The sequence below is a fragment of the Deltaproteobacteria bacterium GWC2_55_46 genome (genome assembly GCA_001595385.3).
In the GTDB taxonomy this organism is placed as follows: domain Bacteria; phylum Desulfobacterota; class GWC2-55-46; order GWC2-55-46; family GWC2-55-46; genus UBA5799.
The window spans coordinates 67,571-90,909 of sequence record LVEI03000001.1; the positions used below are offsets into that span (position 1 = coordinate 67,571).

Here is a 23,339-nt window from a genome sequence, read left to right on the forward strand (position 1 = left end):
GGCCATGGCTGGACTGACAGACACAGCTAACTGGAAAAAAAGGGCGGACCTCATGCTGCCGCTGGGCATCGTGGGCATCATCTTCGTGATGATCCTTCCGGTGCCGCCACTGGCCCTCGACCTTTTCCTTACCTTCAACATAACGGCGGCGATAATAATACTGCTTGTGGCGGTCTACGTAAAAAAGCCGCTTGATTTTTCGACCTTCCCGGTACTGCTTCTTGTCACGACGCTCTTCAGGCTCTCGCTCAACGTCGCGTCCACGAGGATCATCCTCCTCCACGGGGCTGACGGCCCGGAGGCCGCGGGCCAGGTCATAAAATCCTTCGGTAACTTCGTCGTCGGCGGCAATTACGCCGTCGGCTTCATAGTCTTCGCCATACTCGTCATCATCAACTTCGTCGTCATCACAAAGGGCGCCGGGCGCATAGCCGAGGTGGCCGCGAGGTTTACGCTCGACGCGATGCCCGGCAAGCAGATGGCGATAGACGCCGACCTGAACGCGGGCCTCATAGGTGACGACGAGGCCAGGCGGAGGAGGAAGGAAGTCTCGCTCGAAGCCGACTTCTACGGGGCCATGGACGGCGCAAGCAAATTCGTAAGGGGAGACGCCGTGGCCGGCATCCTCATCACGGTGATAAATATAGTCGGCGGCCTCATCATCGGTGTAGCCCAGCAGGGCCTTCCGGTAGGCGAAGCCGCCAAGGTCTATACGCTCCTTACCGTCGGCGACGGGCTTGTAGCCCAGATACCCGCGCTCATCATCTCTACCGCTGCCGGTATCGTCGTATCGAACGTCAACTCGGAGGCTGGCTTAAGCGACAGCATCGGAAAGCAGTTCCTGTTTTCTCCCAAGCCTTTGCTCATCGCCTCCGCCATACTCTTCGTCTTCGGTCTCATACCCGGACTGCCGCACATAGCCTTCCTCACGTTCTCGATCGTGACAGGCGCGGTGGGCTACATCGTCTACAAGACCGCCGAGGACAGAAAGGCCGAGGAGCTCGAACAGGAGAAGGCCGCTGCCAGGCCCGCCGCGAAGAAAGAGGCGGTGGACGAGGTACCGCTTATAGATACCTTGAGCCTCGAGGTCGGCTACAGGCTCATCCCGCTTGTCGATTCCTCCGAGGGTGGAGAGCTCCTTGAGAGGGTGAAGGCCATAAGGAGGCAGTTCGCCGAGGAGATGGGCATCATGGTGCCGGCTGTCCATATAAAGGACAACCTGCAGCTTAAGCCCGCTGAGTACCTCTTCCTCGTCAAGGGCGTAGAGGTCGCGAGGGGCGAGCTCCTTGCTGGCCATTCCCTCGCTATAGACCCGGGTAACGCACAGCCGGGTCTCGACGGCGTGCCTACCACCGACCCGGCCTTCGGCCTGCCGTCGATCTGGGTGCCTGACGCGCAGCTTGAAAAGGCGCAGCTCATGGGCTACACGGTCGTGAACCATTCCGCTGTAATAGCCACGCACGTTACAGAGGTCATAAGGGGCCACGCCAACGAGATACTTGGCCGCCAGGAGGTTCAGGTGCTTATCGACAGGGTGGCGAAGACCCATCCCAAGGTGGTCGAAGAGCTTGTCCCGGGCATGCTGAGCCTCGGAGGCGTGCAGAAGGTCCTGCAGAACCTCTTGAAGGAGAGGGTCTCTATAAGGGACCTGCAGACCATACTGGAGACCCTTGCCGATTACGCGTCGATCACTAAAGATACAGACCTCCTCACAGAGTACGTGAGGATGGGGCTCGCGAGGCAGATAACCAAGAGCCACATCTCATCTGACTACACTATCCAGGCGATAGCCTTGAGCAACGATATCGAGGACGCGATAGTGAAATCCGTGCACGAGACCCCCCAGGGCTCCTTCTTGACGATCGAGCCCGGGCTCGCGCAGAGGATACTCGGGAAGGTCAAGGAGGGGCTTGAGGAGGCAATGTCAAAGGGGCACCAGCCAGTGCTCCTTGTTTCGCACCAGACGAGAAGGTTCGTCAGGAGGCTCACCGAGAGGGTCTTTCCGGCGGTGACCATCCTTTCTCACAATGAGATATCAAGTAACGCACGGGTACAGACACTAAAGGTGGTGAGGTTATAGCATGCGGATCAAACGGTTTACAGCCTCTTCAGTCAGGGAAGCGATAAAGGACGTAAAGGCCGAGTTCGGGGAGAACGCCCTGATACTGAGCACCAAGCGGCTCGGGGCTGGGATGCATGAGGTGGTCGCAGCCATAGATTATGACCTGACAAATCCGATAAGCCTGGACCTTGATGATAGAAGAAGCAGGCAAACGGCTCCCGTCCAGGAAAGGAATACCGGGACGCTTGCCCCCCAGGTCGATGACTTAAGGAAGGAGATCAAGGAGCTAAAGGAACTTAAGAAGCTCTGTATGGCGATGGTCTCCAGCTCCGGGAGCCCGGTCTCAGATATCTTCAACAGGCTTGAGGAGAACCTGGCGGCAGGCGGCGTGGACAGGCGCCTTGCCAGGAAGATACTGATGAACACCTTAAGCGGCGTGACCAAGGAGAAGGCCGCTGACATAGTCTACCTGAAGTCGTGCATAAGGAAGAAGGTCTATGAAAGGATCGCTGTCGCCGACCCGCTCGCCGGTAAAGGTGTTGTCGCCTTTGTAGGCGCCGCGGGCGTCGGGAAGACCACGACTATCGCAAAGCTTACGGCGGTGAACGCGCTCAGGAAGAAGAGGCGGACGGCTCTCATTACGATGGACACATACAGGATAGCGGCCGCCGAGCAGCTCAAGGTCTACGGCAAGCTCATGGGCGTGCCTGTGGAGGTCGCCAGGGACCTTAACGAGCTCAGGGGCTGCATCAAAAATCATGATGACAAGGAGCTTATCCTCATCGACACGGCCGGAAGGAGCCAGAGAGATTCATCCGGCATGAACGAGCTCAAGGCCATGTCAGCCGCGGCCCCTGAGGTGAAGTTCAACCTGGTGCTTAATTCGCAGACAAGGGACGAGGCCCTTTACGAAGCCATAAAGGGGTTCGGCGCGCTTCCCATCGACTCGCTTACGTTCACGAGGCTGGACGAAGGCACGGTCCACGGGCCTATATTGAATGCCATGGTACTGGCCAAGAAGCCTGTCGCGTACCTTTCAACGGGAGCGCGCGTGCCGGAGGACATAGAAGCAGCCTCAAGGGAACGGCTCATGCAATTCATAATGCCGAATTAAGGAGAAGGGAATGGATCAGGCTGTGACACTAAGAAGATTTGCCGAAGAGAACCAAGAAGTCCCAGTGACGAGGGTCATATCGGTCAGCAGCGGCAAGGGCGGGGTTGGCAAGACCAACTCGGTCATAAACCTTGCCATAGCGTTTTCGAGGATGGGTAAAAAGGTGCTTCTCCTTGACGCGGACCTCGGGCTCGGCAACCTTGACGTCCTTCTGGGGCTTGCCCCCAGGTACAACATGGGGCATCTCCTTCGCGGGGAGAAGAGCATAGGCGAAGTGCTCGTAGACGGCCCGGAGGGGATATCCATACTCCCGGCCAGCTCAGGGGTCCAGGAGCTCACCTCTCTTTCCGCGGAAGAGAGGCTTGCGCTCGCTTCTCACCTTGAGGAGCTGGAAGAGGCATTCGACATAATGATAATAGATACGGGCGCCGGGATATCGAGCAACGTCCTTTTCTTCAACGTCGCGGCGCAGGAGATAATGGTCGTCGTAACTCCTGAGCCGACCTCGATAACAGACGCCTATGCCCTCATGAAGGTGCTCCTCCACAAACACGGCGAGAGGAGGTTCAAGCTCCTCGTGAACGAGGTAAAGAACAGAAAGGAAGGGATCGAGGTCTACAGGAAGATAAGCCTTGCCGCCGAAAGGTTCCTGAGTATCTCGGTAGAGTACGTCGGCTGCGTGCTCCTCGACGAGAACGTGCATAGGTCTGTAATCAGGCAGAAGGCCGTAATGGAGCTTTATCCTGAATCGAAGGCGAGCCAGTGCTATCAGGACATAGCGAAGGAGTTATGCGCTTCCCCCGCGCAGGATGGACTCAAGGGCGGGATGCAGTTTTTCTGGAAGCAGTTCCTGACGAGAAATATCTGAAACCGGGATCCGAATCCTAAGAAGAGGAAGTGGGACATGCAAACTATCGCGAGACCAGACAGAGACAGGCTTCTTGAGGAGAACATACACCTGGTGAAGATAATCGCCTACCAGGTAGCCGTGAACCTCCCGCCTCATATCGACGTCAACGACCTCATAAGCGCCGGAACGATAGGCCTCCTTGAGTCGATAGACAGGTTCGACACAAGCAAGGGCGTCCAGTTCAACACCTACGCCTCCATAAGGATCAGGGGCTCGATACTGGACGAGCTCCGGAGCATGGACTGGATGACCAGGTCGATGAGGGACAAGTCGAACCAGCTTGAGAAGGCCTACGACGAGATAGAGAAGCGGACCGGGAGGCCGGCAGAGACCGAGGAGGTCGCCAAGTTCCTGGATATCTCCACCGACGCCCTGAACAAGATCCTGAGCCAGGTAAGCGCTCTTAGCGTCATGAACCTCGAGGACCTCGGTATGAACCATGACGACGGCATGGACATCCTGGAGTGCATAAAGGATCCGGAGGGCGTTGACCCGATGACCGTCGTAAAGTTCAACGAGATCAAAAGGAAGGTCGCCGAGGCGGTAGAGGCGCTCCCTGAAAAGGAAAAGCTCATCATATCACTTTACTACTATGACGAGCTTACGCTCAAGGAGATAGGCAAGATCCTTGACATAACCGAGTCCAGGGTCTGCCAGCTTCACAGCCAGACCATGCACAGGCTAAAAGGAAGGCTCAAAAAAATACTTTAAGGACTTTTCGCGGCGCGCGCAGAAAAATTAAAGAATTACCGTCTTTTACCCGATAAAAGGGAAGGGTGAATATGGAAAATAACGATTCTATGAGGGAAATGCTCGTTTCCCAGGACCCTTACCTCAGAAGGGACGCGTGCGAAGCCATCGGGGATGGCAGGATGGAGGAGTTTATCCCGGCCCTGGTAACGGCCCTTAGGGACGATGACCCTGGCGTAAGGGAAGCGTCCATCCACGCGCTTACCTCAATAGGCGGCGAAAAAGTGGCCTCTGCCATAGCGCATCTGCTGGGTGAAGAGAGTGCTGTCTTGAGGAACATCGGGATAGAGATACTCGAGCTCCTGGGTCCTGACGCCTTTATGACGCTTGCCGGGCTCCTGGACCATGAAGACGACGATATTGTAAAGTTCGCTGTTGATATTATTTCAAATACGAGGGAAGAACGCTCGCTTTCTATCCTCTTCCCGCTTATAAGCCACAGGAACCCGAATGTGAGGGCCTCTGTTGCCGTCTGCCTTGGAAGGCTCAAGTCGCCTGAAGCCGTGCCTGTGCTTTTAAAGGCCCTTGAAGACACAGAAGAATGGGTAAGGTTTTCCGCTATCGAGGGGCTCGGCCTTGTTCGTGACGGAAGGGCCCTTGAACCGTTGATAGGGCTTATAAAGACCGATTCCGGCCTGATAAAAGAGGCGGCTATAGACGCCGTGGCGAAGCTGTCATCTATCGAAGACGCGGTAGCCGTGCTCGCAACACTCAAGCCGATGGTGCGCAAGGGCAGGTCCTTCAGCACAAACGGCATAGTAGAGCTCATGGAAAAGGTATTCTCGCCGGGATCCGATTTCAGGCCTTCGCTGGAGTTCAAGAAGACGTACTTCAGCTTCTTTTCAAAGGCGTTCGAGGATGAGGACAGGCATGGCAAGTTAAAGGCACTGAGGGGGCTGGCGCTCCTGAGGCTCCCGGCAGGGGAAGGCATCGACCGGGTATTCTGTTTTATCGAGGCTCAAAACGAGCTGGACGAGGAGACGGAGGCCTTCCTTGTAGATACAATAGTCGCGCTCTCGGGAAGGCGTCTCCTTCCAGAGCTTAAGGAGAACCTTAAGCAGGGCTCAAAGTGCCTCAGGATAATCGTCAAGGCGCTCGGAGAGATGAAATTAGCTGCCGCGGTCCCTGTCCTGCAGCACCTGGTGGCCAGGGTCGCGAAGAACGAGATGAGAGAAATAGTCGTCGCGCTCGAGTCCATCGGATCGACCAGTTCGATAGAGGTGCTCTATCAGTTCCTTGAAAGCTCTGACGGCCACACGCGGAAGATCGCCGCCAGGGCGCTTTCCTCACTTGCCGGGCCATCGGCGGTCTCTTCTCTTTTCGATGCCGTGCGCAGGGAGTCTTACAGGGACGTGATGGAGGAGATAACAGACAGCCTTGCCCTGATACCCGCTGATTCCGTGAGAAAAGGGTTTATAGCCCTGCTTGAGGCTGATAACGAGCAATTAAGGGAAATGGGCGCAAGGGGGCTCGGCGCCATAGGCGACGAAGAGGCCCTCGACGTGCTTAAAAAAGCGGCGAAGGACACCAGCCACAACGTCAGGAAGGCCGCCTACAAGTCGATGGCCAGGCTTGGCATCCCTTACGCCATAGACGAGATCGTCAAGGGATTGAACGACGACAATGACGACGTGAAGCTCTCGGTCCTGAAGGGGCTCGGCGGCTGGAGCGGCGAGAAGATTAAATCCGCCCTCGTGCACGCGCTGATGGACAGGAACATATGGGTCAGGTATCACTCTGTGCTCCTCCTGGGCGAGCTTGGCGAGCACGATGTGGAAGGACTTATAATTGAAAAACTCGTAAAAGACGAGGCGCCGGTGAAGGCGGCCGCCGCGAGGGCTCTTGAGAGGCTCGGGGCAACCGAATCGGTCGATATACTGATGCAGTTCGTGGACCACCCGGATCCCAGCGTAAGGGGCGCTGTAGAGAGCGCTATAGAATCGCTTAGATGCTGACATTAGGAATAAATAAACCGGCTCTCTCCAACGAGACATTCCTGCTTGTGAGGGACATCATATACAGCAGGTGCGGTATCTTCTTCCCGGAGAACAAGAAGTACCTGCTGGAGACCAGGCTCGCGAGAAGGCTCGATGAGAGAAACCTCAAGACCTTCGAGGACTATTACTATTTCCTGACCTATGACAGGGAAAAGGACAGGGAGCTTCAAAACCTCTTCAACTCGGTCGTCACGAACGAGACGAGCTTTTTCAGGGACCCGGTGCAGCTCGATGCCTTCAGAAAGGGCGTTGTGGCGAAGGTCCTCGATGAAAAGGGTCAAAACGGAAACAGGAACATCAAGATATGGAGCGCGGCCTGCTCTACCGGGGAAGAGCCTCTTACGCTCGCGATGATGCTTCTTGAGGACGGGGTTCATCTGAAGGGATGGAATATAGAGATACTCGCGACTGATATAAGCGAAAACGTCCTGAAGGCGGCGGCGGCCGGTTTCTATGAGAAGTACGCGCTTCGGAATACTCCTGAACATTACCTGAAAAAGTACTTCAGCCCGGCAGGCGAATCGTACACGATAAGCAAGCGGGCGCATGAGATTGTGAAGTTCAAGAGGATGAACCTGATGGACTCTCTCGAGACCAGGATGGTCAGGGGTATGGACATAGTCTTGTGCAGGAACGTGCTCATATACTTCGATGACGCCTCGAAGAAAAAAGCCATAGGCCATATCTATGACAGCATGGACAGGGGCGGCTATCTCTTTGTAGGATTTTCAGAGTCGCTTCACAGCATAACGAGGCTTTTCAGGCCTGTCAGCATAGAGCGTTCCGTAGTCTATAAAAAAATCTGATCCGAGAGGCTGTTCTATGGAGAAAAAGATACTGGTAGTCGATGACTGCGATACGACAAGGAAACTGCTGTCGTATATCATCAGGGAGAAGGGGTATAAGATAATCAGCGCCACAAACGGCATCGAGGCGCTGGAGATCATGGCCACCGATCCCGCCGACCTCATCGTGACCGACCTGAACATGCCGCAGATGGACGGCTACGAGCTTTCGAAAAGCCTGAGGGGGCAGGATTCCTACAGGGATATCCCGATAATAATGATAACCACAGAGGCCGGAGAGGCGGACAGGAGGATGGGCATGGAGGCCGGCGTGACCACCTATCTGTCGAAACCTATCTCGCCGCAGAGGCTTTTATATGAGATAGAGAAGCTCATCTGACAATAAACCCATTTCGCGTTGATCAGGAGGGAGAAGGATGCTGGACAATAATATGAAGATCCTCGTAGTGGACGATTTTTCCACGATGAGGAGGATAATAAAGAATATCCTCCGCGAGATCGGCTACAACAACGTGGACGAGGCGGACGACGGGACCACGGCGCTGGAGAAGCTGAGGACAGGCAAGTTCGATTTCGTCGTCACGGACTGGAACATGCCGAATATGCCGGGGATAGATCTCCTGAAGCACATCAGGCAGGACGATTCTCTCAAGAACACGCCGGTCCTTATGGTCACGGCGGAGTCTGCAAAAGAGAACGTCGTCACGGCCGTACAGGCCGGAGTAAACAACTATATAGTCAAGCCGTTTACCGCTGCGGCCCTCAAGGAGAGGATCGACCTCATCCTGCAGAAGGTAAACCAGTAGCAGCACGGAAGCCGCGGACGCGTTACTAAAAAAGATTTTTCGGGAGGGGATAAGATGAGCCGACAGGACTGGGGTGTAGTGATGAATAAGATACGCGAGGAGCTCTCGGGCCTCGCTAAGTTCATAGACAAGACAAGGAACGGGCTTGATACGATAGAGACGACCGTAAAGATGGGGGCCGAGCAGTTCCCGGAGGCTTCCAGCCAGCTCTCCGACGTTACCGGCGACCTTGAGAACGCCGCGAACAAGATAATGAGCATAGTAGAGGGGCTCCTGGCGGAGCGCGACAGGGCAGGTTCACTCCTTAAATCCCTCTCTGAATGGGCCGCCGCCCCTTCTATAGACCCGGGCAAGGGGGCAGCCTTGATAAAAGAGATCGACGGGATAAATTCCAAGACCAAGGACGACCTGGTGGAGCTTTTTACCCACATGTCCTTCCAGGACCTCACCGGACAGAAGCTCAAGAAGGTAATAGGATCTCTTGCGGTAGTAGAGAAGAAGCTGCTGGAGATAGCGTTGAGCTTCGGACTTGAGGACAAGGCCTTTGCCATCTCCGAAGAGCCGAAGCAGCAGAAGGAATTGAAGATGAACCAGGACATCGTCGACAAGCTCCTCAAGGAGCTCGGGGCTTAAATCCAAAGGGGGAATGCCATGTCGTTTCCTTTGGACGAGATGGATGACATAATAAACGACTTTCTTACGGAGTCGTCGGAATCGCTCGAGAGCCTCGATCAGAAGTTCGTCGAGCTTGAGAAGAACCCTGGCGACCTGCCGCTCCTTAACGAGATATTCAGGTCGATCCACACCATTAAGGGCGCTGCGGGCTTTCTTGGATTCCAGCAGATGGTCGACGTCACCCATGTGACCGAGGACGTGCTGAACAAGCTCCGGAAATCCGAGATGAGGGTGACCTCCGGCATCACCGACGCCATACTTCAATCGGTCGATCTTATTAAAATACTGCTGAACAACATCCGTGAAAAAAACGGAAGGCAGGAGGACACGGCCCCTCTAACGGGTCTTTTGACTGACATACTCAGCGGCAAGCTGGCAGAAAATGAAAAAGAGGCTCCCCCGGCGGCCGTTACGGCCACTGCCATCGCCGAGGAGGAGCAAAAGCCCCGGAAGATTGAGGAGAATAAGCCCCGGAAGGCTGAGGAGCATAAAGCCCAGAAGGCTGAAGAAGGCGCCGCCGCCTCAAGGGACCAGTCCATAAGGGTCGATATAGACAGGCTCGATACGGTTTTGAACCTCGCCGGAGAGCTGGTGCTTTCCAGGAACAGGCTCATGAAGCTTGGCTCCAGGCTCGGCGGAAGCGGGATCACTTCAGAGCTTGAGACGCATCTGAACGAGGCGATAGCGCAGCTCGACCTCGTCACGTCGGATCTGCAGCTCGGCGTCATGAAGATAAGGATGCAGCCCGTAGCCAAGGTCTTCAATAAATTCCCCAGGATGGTAAGGGACCTCGCGAGGCAGACAGCCAGGGAAGTAGAGCTTGCCGTAAGCGGAGAAGAGACGGAATTGGACAAGACCGTAATAGAAGAGATAGGCGACCCGCTTGTCCACCTCATAAGGAACTCAGTCGACCACGGGATGGAGTCGCCCGAGGAAAGGGTCGCCAATGGTAAGCCCAGGTGCGGTACCATTGGGCTTTCCGCGTATCAGGAAGGCAGGAACATAATCGTCTCGGTCTCTGACGACGGCAAGGGTATGGACCCTGAGGCCATAAAGAGGTCGGCTGTAGAGAAGGGGCTTTTAAGCCAGGATGACGCTGAAAAGCTTTCCGCCAAGGACGCTTTTAACCTCATTTTCCTGCCCGGCTTTTCTACCGCGAGCAAGGTAAGCAACATCTCCGGAAGGGGCGTGGGAATGGACGTGGTCAAGACCAACATCTCAAGGATAAACGGCACGATATCGGTCGATTCAGAGGTGGGCAAGGGCACCAGGATAACCTTCAGGCTGCCGTTGACGCTGGCGATAATCCAGGCCCTCACCGTGGAAGCGGGCGGGGAGATATACGGTATACCTCTTTCCAATGTCGTCGAGAACATCAGGGTGACGGCCAGCGACATAAAGACGATAGAGGGTAAAGAGGTAATAAACATAAGGGACAAGGTATTCCCGGTGGTCCGGCTCGGGAGCCTGGTATCCGGCGGCGCGGTCCCTTCAACGCAATCTGACTGGAAGTATATTGTGATAATAGGGATAGGCGAGAGGAACTTCGGCATACTGGTCGAGAGGCTTCACGGCCAGGAAGAAATAGTGATGAAGTCGATGGGCGAGTATCTTAAAGGGACGGAAGGCATAGCCGGCGCCTGCATAACAGGCGACGGGAACGTGATATTGATACTGGACATGGCAGGGCTGCTCGCTTCCCAAAGCCTTGGCTACGTGCATTGAAGGAGAATCAGTGAAGATAAGGGTCCTTGTAATTGACGATTCCGCCTTCATGAGAAGGGTCATAAGGCAGATGCTCGAGGCGGACCTTGAGATCGAGGTCGTCGGCGCAGCCAGGGACGGAGCGGAGGGCGTTGAGATGGCCCTACAGCTCAAGCCAGACGTCGTGACCATGGATATAGAGATGCCCAGGATGAACGGGCTCGAGGCTACCGAGATGCTGATGGAGAGGATGCCGTTGCCCATAATAATGGTCAGCTCGCTTACAAGCGAGGGCGCGAAGGCTACCTTCGAGGCGCTTGACAAGGGGGCAGCCGACTATATTTCCAAGAACCTCGTCACCTCTGCTTTTGACCTCATGAAGATACAGGACGAGCTTGTCGCAAAGATAAAGGCCGTAGCGAAGAGGAAGCCACAATTCGCCACGCTCCGGTCCGAGCAAAAACCGGTTGTTGCCGCTCCAGCTCCACCGCTTCAGAGGAAGGGGTACGCCACTCTCAAGATGGCCTTTGTGGCCATAGGGGCTTCAACAGGTGGGCCGAGGGCGGTCCAGTCGATACTCACCAACCTTCCGGGCGGCATGGATACGTCCTTTCTTGTGTCGATACATATGCCCAAGGCCTTTACCGGGCCGTTTGCCGAAAGGCTTAACGGCATCTGCAAGATCCCCGTCAAGGAGGCCCAGAATGGGGAGCCGATAGGCGCCGGGAAGGTATTCCTCTCTCCGGGCGGGATGCAGACCAAGGTCAGGAAGAAAGGCGTCACCGGGCTCGCCTTCGAGATAGACGAAGAGCCGAAGAGCGCTCTCTACAAGCCTTGCATCGATATTTGCATGACCTCTGTAGCTGACAGCTACCCGGGGAGGGCGCTTGGTGTCATCCTTACCGGCATGGGCCACGACGGCATGGAGGGGATGAGGCACATAAAGGAGAAGGGCGGAAAGACACTTGCCCAGAACGAGCAGACGTGCACCGTCTATGGCATGCCCAAGTCGGTCATCGAGGCGGGCCTGGCCGACAAGGTAGCGCCTCTGGAACTGATAGCGGCTGAAATAGTGAACATGATCTGAACCGGAGACCCTCGCTTATATGGATATATTGACAATATTAGGCATCGTCATTGGGTTTGGCGCGATCCTTGGGGGGCAGGTCCTCGAAGGCGGGTCTATAGAATCCATCATGCAGGCGACCGCGGCCATCATCGTCTTCGGCGGCACTTTGGGCGCGGTCATGGTCAACTACCCCATGCACGTGGTCTCGCTCGCCATCAAGAACGCGAAGTTCGTCCTCTTGAGCCAGAACTCCGACCCAAATAAGACGATAAAGCTCCTGGCTGAACTTGCCGGGGTGGCGAGGAAGGACGGCCTGCTCGCGCTGGAGAACAGCATAAAGAAGGTCCAGGACCCGTTCCTCCGGAAAGGGCTCCAGCTTGTAGTCGACGGCACTGAGCCGAAGCTCACCCGTGAGATACTCGAGATCGAGATAGAGCATAAGGAAGAGTATAACCTCACCTCGGCCAAGGTATTTGAGTCCGCCGGAGGGTATTCGCCTACGATAGGCATACTCGGCGCGGTCATGGGGCTCATTCACGTGATGGAGAACCTCTCTGACCCGCAGAAGCTTGGCGCCGGCATAGCCGTGGCCTTCGTTGCCACTATCTACGGCGTAGGCGCGGCGAACCTTGTCTACCTTCCTCTCGCCGGGAAGATGAAGTTGAGGATAAGGGAAGAGGTCATCATGCAGGATATGATAATCGAAGGCCTCATCGCGCTCTCGGAAGGCGAGAACCCGAGAAGGGTCGAAGAGAAGCTTGTAGGCTTCCTGAGGGACTCGCAGAAGAAAAAATAACGGGCCTGTTGGCTCCGCTTTTTATTTCGCAGGGGTTATATGGCAAGAAAAAAACGGCATGAGGAGCATGAGAACCACGAGCGCTGGCTGGTATCATATGCGGATTTCATCACGCTCCTCTTTGCCTTCTTCGTCAGCATGTACGCCATCTCATCGGTAAACGAGGGAAAGTTCAGGATATTGAGCGAATCGCTTGCCATAGCCTTCAACCCCTCTCTTTACACCTCTACGAGAAAGCCCGAGGGGCCGCGGTTCGTAAGGGAGGAGCGCTCCCACATGTCTGATGAGTTCAATGACATGTTCAATAACAACTATGAGAAGGTACGGACAGCCCTCGAGGACCTTGAACAGGACAAAAAGCTCACTCTCATCAAGGACGAGCAGAAGATAACGATAAGGATATCCGAGAGCATGCTCTTCACCCCTGGAACGGACGTCCTTCTCCATGAGGGGCTCGCCGTGATGGACGAGGTGGCAAGGGCGCTTGCCGAGCTGCCGAACAGCATAAGGATAGAGGGGCATACCGACAACATCCCGATCTCGACCGAGCGCTTTCCTTCCAACTGGGACCTCTCTACCGGCAGGTCGCTCCGGATACTCAAGTACTTCATAGACCATCACAGGTTCGATCCGAGAAAGCTTTCGGCGCTTGGCTTTGGCGAGTACAGGCCCATCGACACCAACGACACCCCTTCCGGCAGGATGAAGAACAGGAGGGTAGACATAATGGTGCTGAACCCGGAAATGAACGCGAGATAGCTGGCGGACTAAATAAATTCAAGTTCAAGGGCGTAACGTCCGAATATTTAAACATAGCTTAGGGCGTGGCGGCCAAAGGAGGCTTTTGAGATGGACCCGAAAAAGGAACTCGACTTGAGGGAAGTCCTGCAGCTTGTGACTTTCAGGCTTGGCAACGAGGAATTCTCGCTCGATATCCTGCGAGTGCAGGAGATCATAAGGCATATGGAGATAACCAGGGTCCCGAAGGCCCCTGACTTCGTCGAGGGCGTGATAAACCTGAGGGGCAAGGTCATCCCTGTGCTCGAGCTCAGGAAAAGGTTCGGCCTTGGCTCCAACGAGAGGACCAACGAGACAAGGATAATAGTCGTCGAGGTCGACGATAAGACTGTCGGGCTCAAGGTGGACGCGGTGTCAGAGGTCTTAAGGCTCCCGGCTGACAGGGTCGAGCCTCCGCCGGCAATAGCCACAGGGGTGGATTCTGATTATATCAAGGGGGTCGGCAAGCTTGACGGCAGGCTCCTTATACTCCTTGATGTGGAAAAAGTGCTTACAAAGAGTGAAAAAGACGCGCTTGGGGCGGTTGCCTGAGCACGCTGTTAATAGACCTGTGTCCAGTTCCAGATAAAAATAGCCTGTTGTTACCCGTTACCGGGCCTCGCCCGGAATGAGAGGAGAGTAAGATGGCTCAGCCAGCAAAAAGCCTTGAGGATGTCCTCAGCAAGTCTCTTGAGCTGCCGGTCCTCCCGGCGACCACACAGAAGGTCCTCGTGATGATGGCCGACCCGGATATATCCATAGAGAAGATCAAGAGGCTCATAAGCGCTGACCCTGGACTTACCACCAAACTGCTGAAGGTGGCAAACTCGGCCTTTTACGGGAGCTACAGGAATATACAGAACCTCACGCAGGCGATACTGAGGCTCGGCCTCAACTCGGTGAGGAACATAGTGGTGGCCACATCCATGAAGAACGTCTACAAGAGGTTCGGGCTCACCGAGAAGCTTATCTGGGAGCAGATGTTGGGCTCGGCCCTGGCCGCTAACGTGATAGCGAAGCAGACCAGGAGCTCTGACCCTGAGGACGCCTTCATAGGCGGGCTGCTGCATGATGTGGGAAAGGTCGTCCTCAACAACGAGTTCCCTGACAAGTTCGCCATGGTGATGCAGAGGGTCTACAATGACTCCATCCCCTTTGATGTGGCCGAAAGGGAGTACTTCGATTTCTCCCAGAGAGAGGTCGGCGCCTTTATCGTCAAAAAGTGGGGCTTCCCGGAGACCCTTGAATCTCTTATACGCTCTTTCGACGACCCGGAGGCGCTGTCAAAGGAGAAGTACCTCTCGAACCTTGGCAATGCCATAACCCTGGCTGACAGGATGTGCCAAAAGTTTGGCATGGGATGGAGGAAACCTGGCGGTGATGAGGTCTCTTACGGTAATCTGCCGGAGTCCCTTGGCATAACCGGCGGCAAGTTAGATGAGCTTGCCGAGAAGGTGAAACTATCGCTTGCCCAGAGCGAAGATTTCCACTGACCCGTTTTTCTTATAGATTTTCATCCTTTCAGGGGCCTTAAAGGCCCCTTCTTCATTTCCTCTCTCACTTTCCATCTATATCCCTCATCTACTGCAGGCACAGGGCACGTCTTTTGCAACTACATGAACCCCGAGATGCTTTTGACACAACTCCGTACTGGGAGGTCTGGATATGTTCTTTTGGGGCGCTGTTCTTTGTGGCATCAATATCGCTTTCATGTGCGGGATATTCTATATCGTTCTTTTCAGGAGAGGGGCCATGAGGCAGCCTTTCAGTCATACCGCCGGCGATGCCCTTTTGAAGGAGCTTAAAAATGAGCTTTCAGAGGTGCGAAAGGCCTCCTTCAGGCTTGGCGCCGATATTGAACGGTACGGCAAGGGTTTGAACGAAAGGCAGGCGGCGATCGAGGATATGATAAGAAAGGCTCAGGCCGTAAGCGCCAAGCCGAGCCGCGATGACGGGGGCGAGGACGTATACACCAGGGCCCTCAATATGTACAGGTCAGGGATACCAGCGGGCGAGGTGGCCAGAAGGCTGGGGCTGCTTACCGGCGAGGCCGACCTGCTCTCCGCGCTTAAAAGGATGTAGTGGGAAAAAAAGTCCATGAACGGGAAAAAACGTTCATCATGGCCATAGGGCAAAGGGCTTTTTCAGCAAGCGTTGACAGGTTTTCGGTCTTGGCACGGCTGTTGCAACTGTTGCAATTTGAAGCCATTGCCGTGTAAAGGAGGTCCTCGATGGACAAGGGAATATTCGTTGCGCTCTCAGGAGCCGTCATGCAGGAAAGAAGGATGGAGGCCCTCACAGATAACCTCGCCAACGTAAATACCGCAGGGTTCAAGGCGCAGAGGCCATTGTTTGAGGACGCGATAACCGATATCTTCCGGGTAAGGACATTCGGAAAACTTGATGAACTTACGATCGACATGGGGCAGGGGCACGCGCAGAGGACCGAGCGGAAGTTGGATGTCGCCATAAATGGCGACGGTTTTTTTGTCGTGGAAACGCCTTCCGGTATGAGGTACACGCGGGACGGGAGCTTCACCCTGAATAACGAAGGCAACCTCGTCACCATGGAAGGGTATCCCGTGATGGGAGACGGCGGCAGGATAAAGCTTTCTACGCCTGAGGTGCTGATAGACGGAGCCGGCGCGATACACGTTAACGGTGCGGTTGCCGCGAAGCTTAAGCTCGCCTCATTCATCGACACGGCTGCCCTTAGAAGGGAAGGCGGATTTTTCGCGCCGCTCCCGGGCGCGAAGGAGACCCCGGCGAGCCCCAATACCCAGGTAGAGCAGGGATATATAGAGGCCTCCAACGTGAACGCCGTGAGGGCCATGACGACCATGATAGAGGCCATGAGGTCATACGAGACCAATACGAAGCTTATCCAGAGCATGGACGACATGACAAGGAAGGCCATAGAGGAAGTTGGCAGGACTTAATCAAAGGAGGGTATGAAATATGATAAGGGCTTTGTGGACCGCCTCTACCGGTATGGAGGCGCAGCAGATGAATATAGACATAATCGCGCATAACCTCGCCAACGTCAACACGACAGGCTTCAAGAAGAGCAGGGTGGACTACCAGGACCTTCTCTATCAGGAGATAAAATCAGCCGGAGCCTCTTCGTCCCCCTCGACCATGGTCCCTACCGGCATACAGATAGGCCAAGGCGTCAGGACGGTATCGACAGAGAAGATATTCAATCAGGGCAACTTCAAGCAGAGCGGCAACCCTCTTGACATCGCGATAGAAGGCGAGGGCTTTTTCCAGATATCCAGGCCCGACGGCCAGACAGCCTACACAAGGACCGGCGAGTTCAAGGTCGACAGCGAAGGCCGCCTCGTCACCTCCGACGGCTATATGATAGAGCCTCAGATAACGATACCCTCTGACGCGCTCGCGATCACGATAAGCGCGGACGGCATAGTGTCGGTCAAGCAGCCTGGCATAGCAGCGCCCACGCAGGTCGGGAACCTCGAGCTTGCGAGGTTCATAAACCCGTCCGGCCTTCAGCCGGTCGGAAGGAACCTCTATACTGAGAGCGCGGCCTCTGGTGTTGCCACGGTTGCCGCTCCGGGGACCGACGGGCTCGGTACGCTTGCCCAGGGCTTCCTTGAGATGTCCAACGTGAGCGTGGTCGAGGAGATGGTATCAATGATAGCGGCGCAGAGGGCTTACGAGATAAACTCGAAGTCCATCCAGACGACCGACGAGATGCTCCAGACCGCAAACTCGATGAAGAGGTAACCGATGTCGCTCCTTCGCTTTTATATGATAGCCCTCTTCTCGCTCCTCGTCCTTCTTCCAGTACAGTCGGAAGCGGCTACTGACGCGGTCTCCTTTATCAAAAGGGAGCTTTTGAACGGGCTGCCATGGGACAAGGGATCGGTTGAGATAGACGAGGTGGAGACACCAGGGCTCGATCCCGCCCAATACGATTCTTTAAGGCTCGACTTGCCCAGGAGGATCACCTCTCCAGGCAGGATATCGTTTTCGCTGGAGCTGCGTTCAAAAGGCCGGGAGGCGAAGACCATTTGGGGAAGGGCGAGGGTCAGGGTCTTCACGGAAGCTGTCGTCGCGCTTAAAGCTTTAAAGGGCAGGACAAAGATCGCCGCCTCTGACCTTAATGTCGCCAGGGTCGAGCTGGAGGAGGCAAGGGATGCCTTCTCGACTATTGAAGATGCTGTTGGCCAGGTGGTGCTCCGGCCGATAGCCGCCGGGAGCGTTCTGCAAAAGGATTATGTAAGGCCTGAGGTCATTGTGAAGCGTGGAGAGCGTGTGGCCATCAGGGTAGAGAGCGGCAATATCATGATAAGATCCGCCGGTGTCGCGTCTGAGGACGGGTACAGGGGAGGGACGGTCGCCGTAAAGACCGCCTCCGGGAAAGAGGTGCTCGGTACCGTAGCCGGGCCGGGCGAGATAATCATCAACTTCTGAGACGGTGCCATGAAAAAATTGATAATCATACTCGCGGCAGCTGCCGTGGCCGGATGCGCGGCGCCCCAGATAAAAAAGATCGATACCGCGTCCATTCCCGTTAAAAGCGGCACGGTGCCATCAACGACCGGCTCCATCTGGCCGGGTGAGACATCGAGGAACGCCCTCTTTCAGGACCTGAGGGCTAAAAACGTCGGCGACATAGTCACGGTCCGTGTCTCCGAGAAGACGAGCGCGATAAAGGAGGCGAGCACCTCGACGTCGCGCTCTTCGACCAACGACATAGCCGTCTCCAAGCTCTTCGGCCTGCCGTTGAACCTGGGGATGAGAAACTTCTTGAACCAGGGTCAGCCCTTCAGCCCGGAGATAGAATCGAGCTATGAAGCTGACTTTGACGGAGCAGGCACCACAAAAAGGAGCGGAGAGCTCAGCGCCGTCATAGCCACAAGGATAGTAGAGGTGCTTTCCAACGGGAACCTCGTGTTGGAGGGGCGCAAGGATACCATAGTAAACAACGAACAGCAGTTCATAGTCCTAAGCGGCATAGCGAGGCCCGAGGATATAAACGAGGAGAACGTAATCTCCTCCATGCTCCTGTCGGACGCGAAGATAGAGTACTCGGGCAGGGGCGTTATAGACGATGAGCAGTCTCCGGGCTGGCTCAGGAGGATACTCGACAATGTCTGGCCTTTTTAAGATCTTATACATAGCGGTCTCATTCCTCTTTTTTTCCGCTTATGACGCCGGCGCGGCGAGGATAAAGGACATCGCCTTCATTGATGGGGTAAGGCCAAACCAGCTTGTGGGCTACGGGCTTGTAGTCGGACTCAGCGGCACAGGGGATAAATCGAGCGCTGTCTATACGACACAGTCGATAGCGAACATGCTCAACAAGATGGGGCTCAAGTTCGACCCCAAGGCCATCAAGGTCAAGAACACGGCCGCGGTGCTTGTCACAGCCGAACTGCAGGCCTTCTCCAAACCCGGCTCCGAGATCGACGTGGTGATCTCATCTATCGGGGATGCTACAAGCCTTCAGGGCGGGACCCTCATAGCGACCCCTTTGAAGGGGCACGACGGCTCTGTATATGCCGTCGCGCAGGGGCCGCTTGCGCTGGCCGGGTTTTCTGCCGGAAGCGATACCGTAAAGGTGTCGAAGAACCACCAGACCGCCGCCAAGATACCCGGTGGCGCCATAATCGAAAAAGAGATAGCTCTGGACATAGCCAACAGGCAGGAGCTTTATCTGTCGCTCCGTAATCCCGATTTTACGACAGCCGAAAGGGTCGCCAGGTCCGTGAACGACTACCTGGGCTTACGCGGGGTAGCCACGGCCGTGGACGCCGGCAGGATAAGGCTCCTTGTGCCTGAGCAGTTCAGGAACGTGGTCGTGTTCATCTCGAAGGTCGAGGGTATAGACGTAAGCCCTGACGCCGTCACGAGGGTAGTCGTGAACGAGAGGACCGGCACGGTCGTGATGGGCGAACACGTAAGGATATCGAAGGTCGCCGTATCTCACGGCGACATCTCGATAGAGATAAAGACGCAGTACGCCATATCCCAGCCGCCCCCACTGTCCAAAAAGGGCGAAACGGTGGTAGTACCTTACGACAATATGGAAGTAGAAGAGCAGAAGTCCCGCCTCATCGTCCTGCCGGAGAGCGTAACACTCGGCGAGGTGGTGAGGGCCCTTAACCTGGTAGGCGTTACACCAAGGGACCTTGTGGCGATACTTCAGGCCATTAAGGCATCCGGCGCATTGCAGGCCGAACTCGAGATAATATAGTAAACCGCAGGAGAGAAAGCATGGGCGCGAAGATATTTGGAGAAGAGCTTGCTATACAGAAATCATCGGAGATACCCAAGGAATGCAAGCGGTACATATCTCACCACGTGAGGAACGGTCTTGTATCGATTATGGGCGCCGCGATGAGGCTCAAGGACGAACCGGGGGCCCTCGATGATCTCGAGTGCTGCATAAAGCATATCGCTGTCGACCTTGAAAAGGTCGGCCTTTAAGGGAGCCTATGAACAGTATCGGGCCGATAACGCCAGGCAGGACTGATGAGTTAAAGTCCCTTGCCAGGGATAACCCGGCAGAGCTTAAGAAGGCGGTTGCCGACTTCGAGGCCCTGTTCATAAACCAGATGCTCAAGACCATGCGCGAGACTATAGATAAAAATGAGCTTTTTCATGGCGGCAGCGGTGAGGAGATATATACATCTCTTCTCGATACAGAGCTTTCAAAGGACATGGCGCGCGCAGGCGGCATAGGGCTTGGAGAGATGCTCCTGAGGGAGCTTTCAAAGGTGGAGAGCGCGGTAGAGGGCGAAACAATTAAAACAGAGCTGCCTCCGAGGCTCCCGGCTGTAACGCCCCTCAGGTCCGTAGCGCCTGAGCCCATCAAAGCCGTACCATCCGCGCCTCAAAGACAGGTCCAGGAGCCAAAGGCGCTCTCAGGCGAGGCAGAGCCTTTCATATTCCCGTTAAAGGACGCCAAAAGGGTCAGCTCTGAATTTGGCAGGAGGGTAGATCCATTCAGCGGCGAAGTAAGGTTCCACCACGGCCTCGACATAGCAGCGAGGCAGGGGACGCCTGTCTACCCCGCTGCCCCCGGCAGGGTAATATTCAGTGGACTTAAGGGAGGCTACGGCAATATGATCGAGGTACTCCATGACAACGGGTACGTCACAAGGTATGGTCATAACTCAAAAAATATTGTAAAACAAGGGGATATGGTAATACCTTCAGAACCTATGGCATATGTCGGCTCTACAGGCAGGTCAACAGGGCCGCACCTGCACTTCGAGGTCTTGAGGCAGGGGACTGCCATAGACCCGAAGAGCATATACGGTTAAGAGGGGGTTGGTGCTGGATTGTCCGGAAATTTGACGCTAAGAGGGCGCGCTCTCCTAAAGTTTTTTAAAAAGATCGCCGATATGACTGGTAAGAGACCGGATATCCGGCACTTTAGGAGGGTTCAATGAAGATCGGCGGTAAAAAGCCAGGCGGCGTAGGAACTGACAATTTTGTAAAGAAGACCGGTGAGGGCGGGGGGAACGTAAAGAAAAATGATGCCCCCGGGGGGAACCCATCAGGCGACAGCGTTGATATATCGTCCAAGGCGAGGGAATTAAACAAGGCGAAGGCGCTCCTTGATTCGGTCCCTGATGTAAGGGTAGAGAAGGTAGAAAAGCTTAAAAACGATGTGGAGAACGGGGATTACGAAGTTGACGCCGGCAAGGTCGCCGAAAAGATGATAGAGCGGGCTGTTCGAGACGCCCTGCACACGAAAAAATAGGATGCAGACAGACAAGCTCATAGACCACCTAAAATACGAGATCCGGCTTTGCAAAGAGCTCGTGACCGTGCTCCAGAAGGAGACGGAATCCATGGCCGGGCGTGATTACAAGTCGCTCTATGAGGTCGTAGGCCAGAAAGAAAACCTCGTAATGAGGTTGAACGTCCTCTCCCAGGCAAGGGGCAATCTGATCGAAGAGGCGGCCTCCGCCCTGGGGTTATCCCGGGAAGGCGAGGCTCCGTCCCTGTCATCGGTTATAGAGCATGCCGGGCCAGGGAAAAAGGAATTAGACGACTGCCACAAGACCATCCTTTCTCTCGCCTTCAGCATCAAGGAGATAAACAGCCTTAACAGCCTTGTGATGGAAAGCTCTCTCGAGAACGTAAAGAAGACGCTCGGCTTTCTGGGGAACTTCCTCCAGTCCAGCGTCTATAAGCCCGGCGGCACCATAGAGGAGTTCGCGGTAAAGGGCACACGATTGAACAAAGGGGCCTGAGATGTCCAGCCTTAACGCCATATTCAATATCGCCAAATCGGCGCTCATGGCCAACCAGAAGGCCATGAACGTGACCGCTCACAATATTACCAACGCGAATACCGACGGTTACACAAGGCAGAGGGCGATCCTTTCCACCAATAACCCGGTCAACTTCGGGGGCTTGTACTTCGGCACAGGCGTCAACGCCACAGGCATCCAGCGCGTCTATGACTCCTTCCAGACTATCCAGCTCAGAAGCTCGATGTCGCTCCTTTCCAAATACGAGACCACGGGCCAGCACCTTTCGGCCATGGAAGCGATATTGAACGATTTCGACGGCTCCGGCTTGAGCACCAGGCTTGACGCCCTCTTCAATTCGTTCCAGGAGGTGGCCACAAACCCGTCGTCCTACGGGGAGAGGTCTGCCCTCCTTGCCAACGCCGGGGTCCTGGCCGATACGTTCAATACCATCGATTCGAGTATCAGGCTGAACGTAAGCAATATTAACAGCACCATAGAATCGAAGGTGACCGAGATCAACAGCCTGACCTCGCAGATAGCCGGGCTCAATCTGCAGGTGTCGGCCTCTGAGCTATCAGGCCTCCAGGCCAACGACCTGAAGGACAGGAGGGACCTCCTTCTGGACGACCTCGCGAAGATAGTCGATATCTCGGTCAGCGAAAACGAGAACGGGCAATCGGACGTATTTTTAGGTGGATCATTCATAGTAGCAGGGAACAAGGCCTCTCTCGTGAGCCTTGAGGCCGACCCAGGAGAGGCTGGGTCATACGATATTATTCTTAATGGCGCCACGATAAACGACAGGATCTCGGCAGGCTCTCTGAGGGGAGACCTCGACGCGCTCGATTATTACAGCCAGGTCCACGACAAGGTGAACCTGCTTGCGGCCACGCTCGTGAAAGAGGTCAACCTCCAGCACTCGGCCGGGTACGGGACAGACGGCTCGACCGGGACGGATTTCTTTTCTCCGCTTTCGGTCTACTCAAGGGCAAATAGCTCCAACACAGGCGGGACTGTCATATCCGGTGGCACTGTCACGGACTTGAGCCAGGTGACCCTCGACGATTACGAGATAAGGTTTTCAGGGCCGGCATCATACACGGTCGTCAATACAGGCACAAACATGGTCGTCTCAGGCGGCGCGTACACCTCCGGGTCTGCCATAACCTTTGGCGGGCTGAGCGTCACCGTTACCGATGGCTCAGGCACGCCGGCAGCCGGGGACAAGTTCTTTGTAAGCGTCAGGGAGAACGCCGCGAGGGACTTCTCGGTGGCCGTGACGGACCCGGCGAAGGTCGCTGCCTCTTCTACCGCCGCGGGGGTCCCCGGGGACAACTCCAACGCCCTTGCCCTTGCCGACCTGAGGGACGCGGCAACCGTTGACGGCTCCTCTTTCGGGAGGTTCTACAGCCGTATAGTGACCGACCTGGGCACCGATGTTAATAGCGCCAGGCTCAACGCCGACGCCCAGGGGATGTTCACTCAGGAACTCGTGGCTGCGAGGGAGTCGACCTCAGGTGTATCCCTTGAAGAGGAGGCGATAAACCTCGTGAAGCTCCAGAGGGCTTACGAGGCGGCCGCGAAGCTCATGGCGACAGTCGACCAGATGTTTGAAACCCTTTTGGACATCAGATAG

General features: G+C 55.4%; 26 protein-coding genes. All 26 read left to right on the forward strand.

Annotation, left to right across the window (positions count from 1 at the left end; genetic code table 11):
• Positions 1-4 precede the first annotated feature (4 nt).
• Positions 5-2,080: a flagellar biosynthesis protein FlhA gene (locus tag A2V21_300365; protein ID OIJ72843.1), complete on the forward strand. Its 2,076-nt coding sequence runs from the start codon at positions 5-7 to the stop codon at positions 2,078-2,080.
• A gap of 1 nt (position 2,081) precedes the next feature.
• Positions 2,082-3,176 carry a flagellar biosynthesis protein FlhF gene (locus A2V21_300370; protein ID OIJ72844.1) on the forward strand — a complete coding sequence of 365 codons (1,095 nt, stop codon included), beginning with the start codon at positions 2,082-2,084 and terminating at the stop codon, positions 3,174-3,176.
• A gap of 10 nt (positions 3,177-3,186) precedes the next feature.
• Positions 3,187-4,044 carry a flagellar synthesis regulator FleN gene (locus A2V21_300375; GenBank protein ID OIJ72845.1) on the forward strand — a complete coding sequence of 286 codons (858 nt, stop codon included), beginning with the start codon at positions 3,187-3,189 and terminating at the stop codon, positions 4,042-4,044.
• 36 nt (positions 4,045-4,080) lie between these two features.
• The gene (locus A2V21_300380; protein OIJ72846.1) at positions 4,081-4,797 is read left to right on the forward strand and encodes a hypothetical protein; all 717 of its coding nucleotides are present in this window, start codon (positions 4,081-4,083) and stop codon (positions 4,795-4,797) included.
• 71 nt (positions 4,798-4,868) lie between these two features.
• Entirely contained in the window at positions 4,869-6,791 is a 1,923-nt protein-coding gene (locus A2V21_300385; GenBank protein ID OIJ72847.1) for a hypothetical protein, read from the forward strand.
• On the forward strand, positions 6,785-7,639 hold the full coding sequence (locus tag A2V21_300390; protein OIJ72848.1) for a hypothetical protein: 855 nt from the start codon (positions 6,785-6,787) through the stop codon (positions 7,637-7,639). Before A2V21_300385 ends, A2V21_300390 begins: the two co-directional genes overlap by 7 nt.
• A gap of 16 nt (positions 7,640-7,655) precedes the next feature.
• Positions 7,656-8,018 carry a hypothetical protein gene (locus A2V21_300395; GenBank protein ID OIJ72849.1) on the forward strand — a complete coding sequence of 121 codons (363 nt, stop codon included), beginning with the start codon at positions 7,656-7,658 and terminating at the stop codon, positions 8,016-8,018.
• A gap of 40 nt (positions 8,019-8,058) precedes the next feature.
• Positions 8,059-8,445, forward strand: coding sequence for a histidine kinase (locus A2V21_300400; GenBank protein OIJ74984.1), 387 nt, complete (start codon positions 8,059-8,061; stop codon positions 8,443-8,445).
• An 81-nt stretch (positions 8,446-8,526) separates the two neighbouring features.
• Positions 8,527-9,078, forward strand: a complete 552-nt coding sequence (locus A2V21_300405) for a hypothetical protein (protein ID OIJ72850.1) — start codon at positions 8,527-8,529, stop codon at positions 9,076-9,078.
• Between the two features lie 18 nt (positions 9,079-9,096).
• The gene (locus tag A2V21_300410) at positions 9,097-10,845 is read left to right on the forward strand and encodes a hypothetical protein (protein ID OIJ72851.1); all 1,749 of its coding nucleotides are present in this window, start codon (positions 9,097-9,099) and stop codon (positions 10,843-10,845) included.
• A gap of 49 nt (positions 10,846-10,894) precedes the next feature.
• Positions 10,895-11,911: a hypothetical protein gene (locus A2V21_300415; protein OIJ74985.1), complete on the forward strand. Its 1,017-nt coding sequence runs from the start codon at positions 10,895-10,897 to the stop codon at positions 11,909-11,911.
• 19 nt (positions 11,912-11,930) lie between these two features.
• Positions 11,931-12,689: a flagellar motor protein MotA gene (locus A2V21_300420; GenBank protein ID OIJ72852.1), complete on the forward strand. Its 759-nt coding sequence runs from the start codon at positions 11,931-11,933 to the stop codon at positions 12,687-12,689.
• 39 nt (positions 12,690-12,728) lie between these two features.
• Positions 12,729-13,448 (forward strand): hypothetical protein, encoded by a 720-nt coding sequence (locus A2V21_300425; protein OIJ72853.1) that lies wholly within the window; start codon positions 12,729-12,731, stop codon positions 13,446-13,448.
• 90 nt (positions 13,449-13,538) lie between these two features.
• On the forward strand, positions 13,539-14,018 hold the full coding sequence (locus tag A2V21_300430) for a chemotaxis protein CheW (GenBank protein OIJ72854.1): 480 nt from the start codon (positions 13,539-13,541) through the stop codon (positions 14,016-14,018).
• A gap of 92 nt (positions 14,019-14,110) precedes the next feature.
• Positions 14,111-14,959 carry a hypothetical protein gene (locus A2V21_300435; protein OIJ72855.1) on the forward strand — a complete coding sequence of 283 codons (849 nt, stop codon included), beginning with the start codon at positions 14,111-14,113 and terminating at the stop codon, positions 14,957-14,959.
• 172 nt (positions 14,960-15,131) lie between these two features.
• The gene (locus tag A2V21_300440; GenBank protein OIJ72856.1) at positions 15,132-15,548 is read left to right on the forward strand and encodes a hypothetical protein; all 417 of its coding nucleotides are present in this window, start codon (positions 15,132-15,134) and stop codon (positions 15,546-15,548) included.
• 149 nt (positions 15,549-15,697) lie between these two features.
• Positions 15,698-16,405 (forward strand): flagellar basal-body rod protein FlgF, encoded by a 708-nt coding sequence (locus A2V21_300445; GenBank protein ID OIJ72857.1) that lies wholly within the window; start codon positions 15,698-15,700, stop codon positions 16,403-16,405.
• Between the two features lie 19 nt (positions 16,406-16,424).
• Positions 16,425-17,213, forward strand: a complete 789-nt coding sequence (locus A2V21_300450) for a flagellar basal-body rod protein FlgG (protein ID OIJ72858.1) — start codon at positions 16,425-16,427, stop codon at positions 17,211-17,213.
• Between the two features lie 3 nt (positions 17,214-17,216).
• Positions 17,217-17,903 carry a flagella basal body P-ring formation protein FlgA gene (locus A2V21_300455; GenBank protein OIJ72859.1) on the forward strand — a complete coding sequence of 229 codons (687 nt, stop codon included), beginning with the start codon at positions 17,217-17,219 and terminating at the stop codon, positions 17,901-17,903.
• Positions 17,904-17,912: 9 nt separating this feature from the next.
• Complete coding sequence (locus A2V21_300460) at positions 17,913-18,599, forward strand: hypothetical protein (protein ID OIJ72860.1); 687 nt, start codon at positions 17,913-17,915, stop codon at positions 18,597-18,599.
• Entirely contained in the window at positions 18,583-19,689 is a 1,107-nt protein-coding gene (gene flgI, locus A2V21_300465) for a flagellar biosynthesis protein FlgA (protein OIJ72861.1), read from the forward strand. Before A2V21_300460 ends, flgI begins: the two co-directional genes overlap by 17 nt.
• 20 nt (positions 19,690-19,709) lie before the next feature.
• Entirely contained in the window at positions 19,710-19,922 is a 213-nt protein-coding gene (locus tag A2V21_300470; GenBank protein ID OIJ72862.1) for a hypothetical protein, read from the forward strand.
• 8 nt (positions 19,923-19,930) lie between these two features.
• The gene (locus A2V21_300475; protein ID OIJ72863.1) at positions 19,931-20,761 is read left to right on the forward strand and encodes a hypothetical protein; all 831 of its coding nucleotides are present in this window, start codon (positions 19,931-19,933) and stop codon (positions 20,759-20,761) included.
• Between the two features lie 125 nt (positions 20,762-20,886).
• Positions 20,887-21,204, forward strand: coding sequence for a flagellar biosynthesis anti-sigma factor FlgM (locus A2V21_300480; protein ID OIJ72864.1), 318 nt, complete (start codon positions 20,887-20,889; stop codon positions 21,202-21,204).
• A gap of 1 nt (position 21,205) precedes the next feature.
• The gene (locus A2V21_300485; GenBank protein ID OIJ72865.1) at positions 21,206-21,700 is read left to right on the forward strand and encodes a hypothetical protein; all 495 of its coding nucleotides are present in this window, start codon (positions 21,206-21,208) and stop codon (positions 21,698-21,700) included.
• Between the two features lies 1 nt (position 21,701).
• Positions 21,702-23,339 (forward strand): flagellar hook-associated protein FlgK, encoded by a 1,638-nt coding sequence (locus A2V21_300490; GenBank protein OIJ72866.1) that lies wholly within the window; start codon positions 21,702-21,704, stop codon positions 23,337-23,339.

Bases quoted from the DNA above. Each gene is read 5' to 3' on its own strand.
- A2V21_300415 (OIJ74985.1), top strand. From the start codon at position 10,895: ATGAGAAGGGTCATAAGGCAGATGCTCGAGGCGGACCTTGAGATCGAG.
- A2V21_300425 (OIJ72853.1), top strand. From the start codon at position 12,729: ATGGCAAGAAAAAAACGGCATGAGGAGCATGAGAACCACGAGCGCTGG.
- A2V21_300380 (OIJ72846.1), top strand. From the start codon at position 4,081: ATGCAAACTATCGCGAGACCAGACAGAGACAGGCTTCTTGAGGAGAAC.
- A2V21_300435 (OIJ72855.1), top strand. From the start codon at position 14,111: ATGGCTCAGCCAGCAAAAAGCCTTGAGGATGTCCTCAGCAAGTCTCTT.
- A2V21_300370 (OIJ72844.1), top strand. From the start codon at position 2,082: ATGCGGATCAAACGGTTTACAGCCTCTTCAGTCAGGGAAGCGATAAAG.
- A2V21_300485 (OIJ72865.1), top strand. From the start codon at position 21,206: ATGCAGACAGACAAGCTCATAGACCACCTAAAATACGAGATCCGGCTT.
- A2V21_300410 (OIJ72851.1), top strand. From the start codon at position 9,097: ATGTCGTTTCCTTTGGACGAGATGGATGACATAATAAACGACTTTCTT.
- A2V21_300490 (OIJ72866.1), top strand. From the start codon at position 21,702: ATGTCCAGCCTTAACGCCATATTCAATATCGCCAAATCGGCGCTCATG.
- A2V21_300365 (OIJ72843.1), top strand. From the start codon at position 5: ATGGCTGGACTGACAGACACAGCTAACTGGAAAAAAAGGGCGGACCTC.
- A2V21_300405 (OIJ72850.1), top strand. From the start codon at position 8,527: ATGAATAAGATACGCGAGGAGCTCTCGGGCCTCGCTAAGTTCATAGAC.
- A2V21_300385 (OIJ72847.1), top strand. From the start codon at position 4,869: ATGGAAAATAACGATTCTATGAGGGAAATGCTCGTTTCCCAGGACCCT.
- A2V21_300390 (OIJ72848.1), top strand. From the start codon at position 6,785: ATGCTGACATTAGGAATAAATAAACCGGCTCTCTCCAACGAGACATTC.
- A2V21_300445 (OIJ72857.1), top strand. From the start codon at position 15,698: ATGGACAAGGGAATATTCGTTGCGCTCTCAGGAGCCGTCATGCAGGAA.
- A2V21_300420 (OIJ72852.1), top strand. From the start codon at position 11,931: ATGGATATATTGACAATATTAGGCATCGTCATTGGGTTTGGCGCGATC.
- A2V21_300455 (OIJ72859.1), top strand. From the start codon at position 17,217: ATGTCGCTCCTTCGCTTTTATATGATAGCCCTCTTCTCGCTCCTCGTC.
- A2V21_300480 (OIJ72864.1), top strand. From the start codon at position 20,887: ATGAAGATCGGCGGTAAAAAGCCAGGCGGCGTAGGAACTGACAATTTT.
- A2V21_300460 (OIJ72860.1), top strand. From the start codon at position 17,913: ATGAAAAAATTGATAATCATACTCGCGGCAGCTGCCGTGGCCGGATGC.
- A2V21_300450 (OIJ72858.1), top strand. From the start codon at position 16,425: ATGATAAGGGCTTTGTGGACCGCCTCTACCGGTATGGAGGCGCAGCAG.
- A2V21_300470 (OIJ72862.1), top strand. From the start codon at position 19,710: ATGGGCGCGAAGATATTTGGAGAAGAGCTTGCTATACAGAAATCATCG.
- A2V21_300475 (OIJ72863.1), top strand. From the start codon at position 19,931: ATGAACAGTATCGGGCCGATAACGCCAGGCAGGACTGATGAGTTAAAG.
- A2V21_300375 (OIJ72845.1), top strand. From the start codon at position 3,187: ATGGATCAGGCTGTGACACTAAGAAGATTTGCCGAAGAGAACCAAGAA.
- A2V21_300395 (OIJ72849.1), top strand. From the start codon at position 7,656: ATGGAGAAAAAGATACTGGTAGTCGATGACTGCGATACGACAAGGAAA.
- flgI (OIJ72861.1), top strand. From the start codon at position 18,583: ATGTCTGGCCTTTTTAAGATCTTATACATAGCGGTCTCATTCCTCTTT.
- A2V21_300440 (OIJ72856.1), top strand. From the start codon at position 15,132: ATGTTCTTTTGGGGCGCTGTTCTTTGTGGCATCAATATCGCTTTCATG.
- A2V21_300430 (OIJ72854.1), top strand. From the start codon at position 13,539: ATGGACCCGAAAAAGGAACTCGACTTGAGGGAAGTCCTGCAGCTTGTG.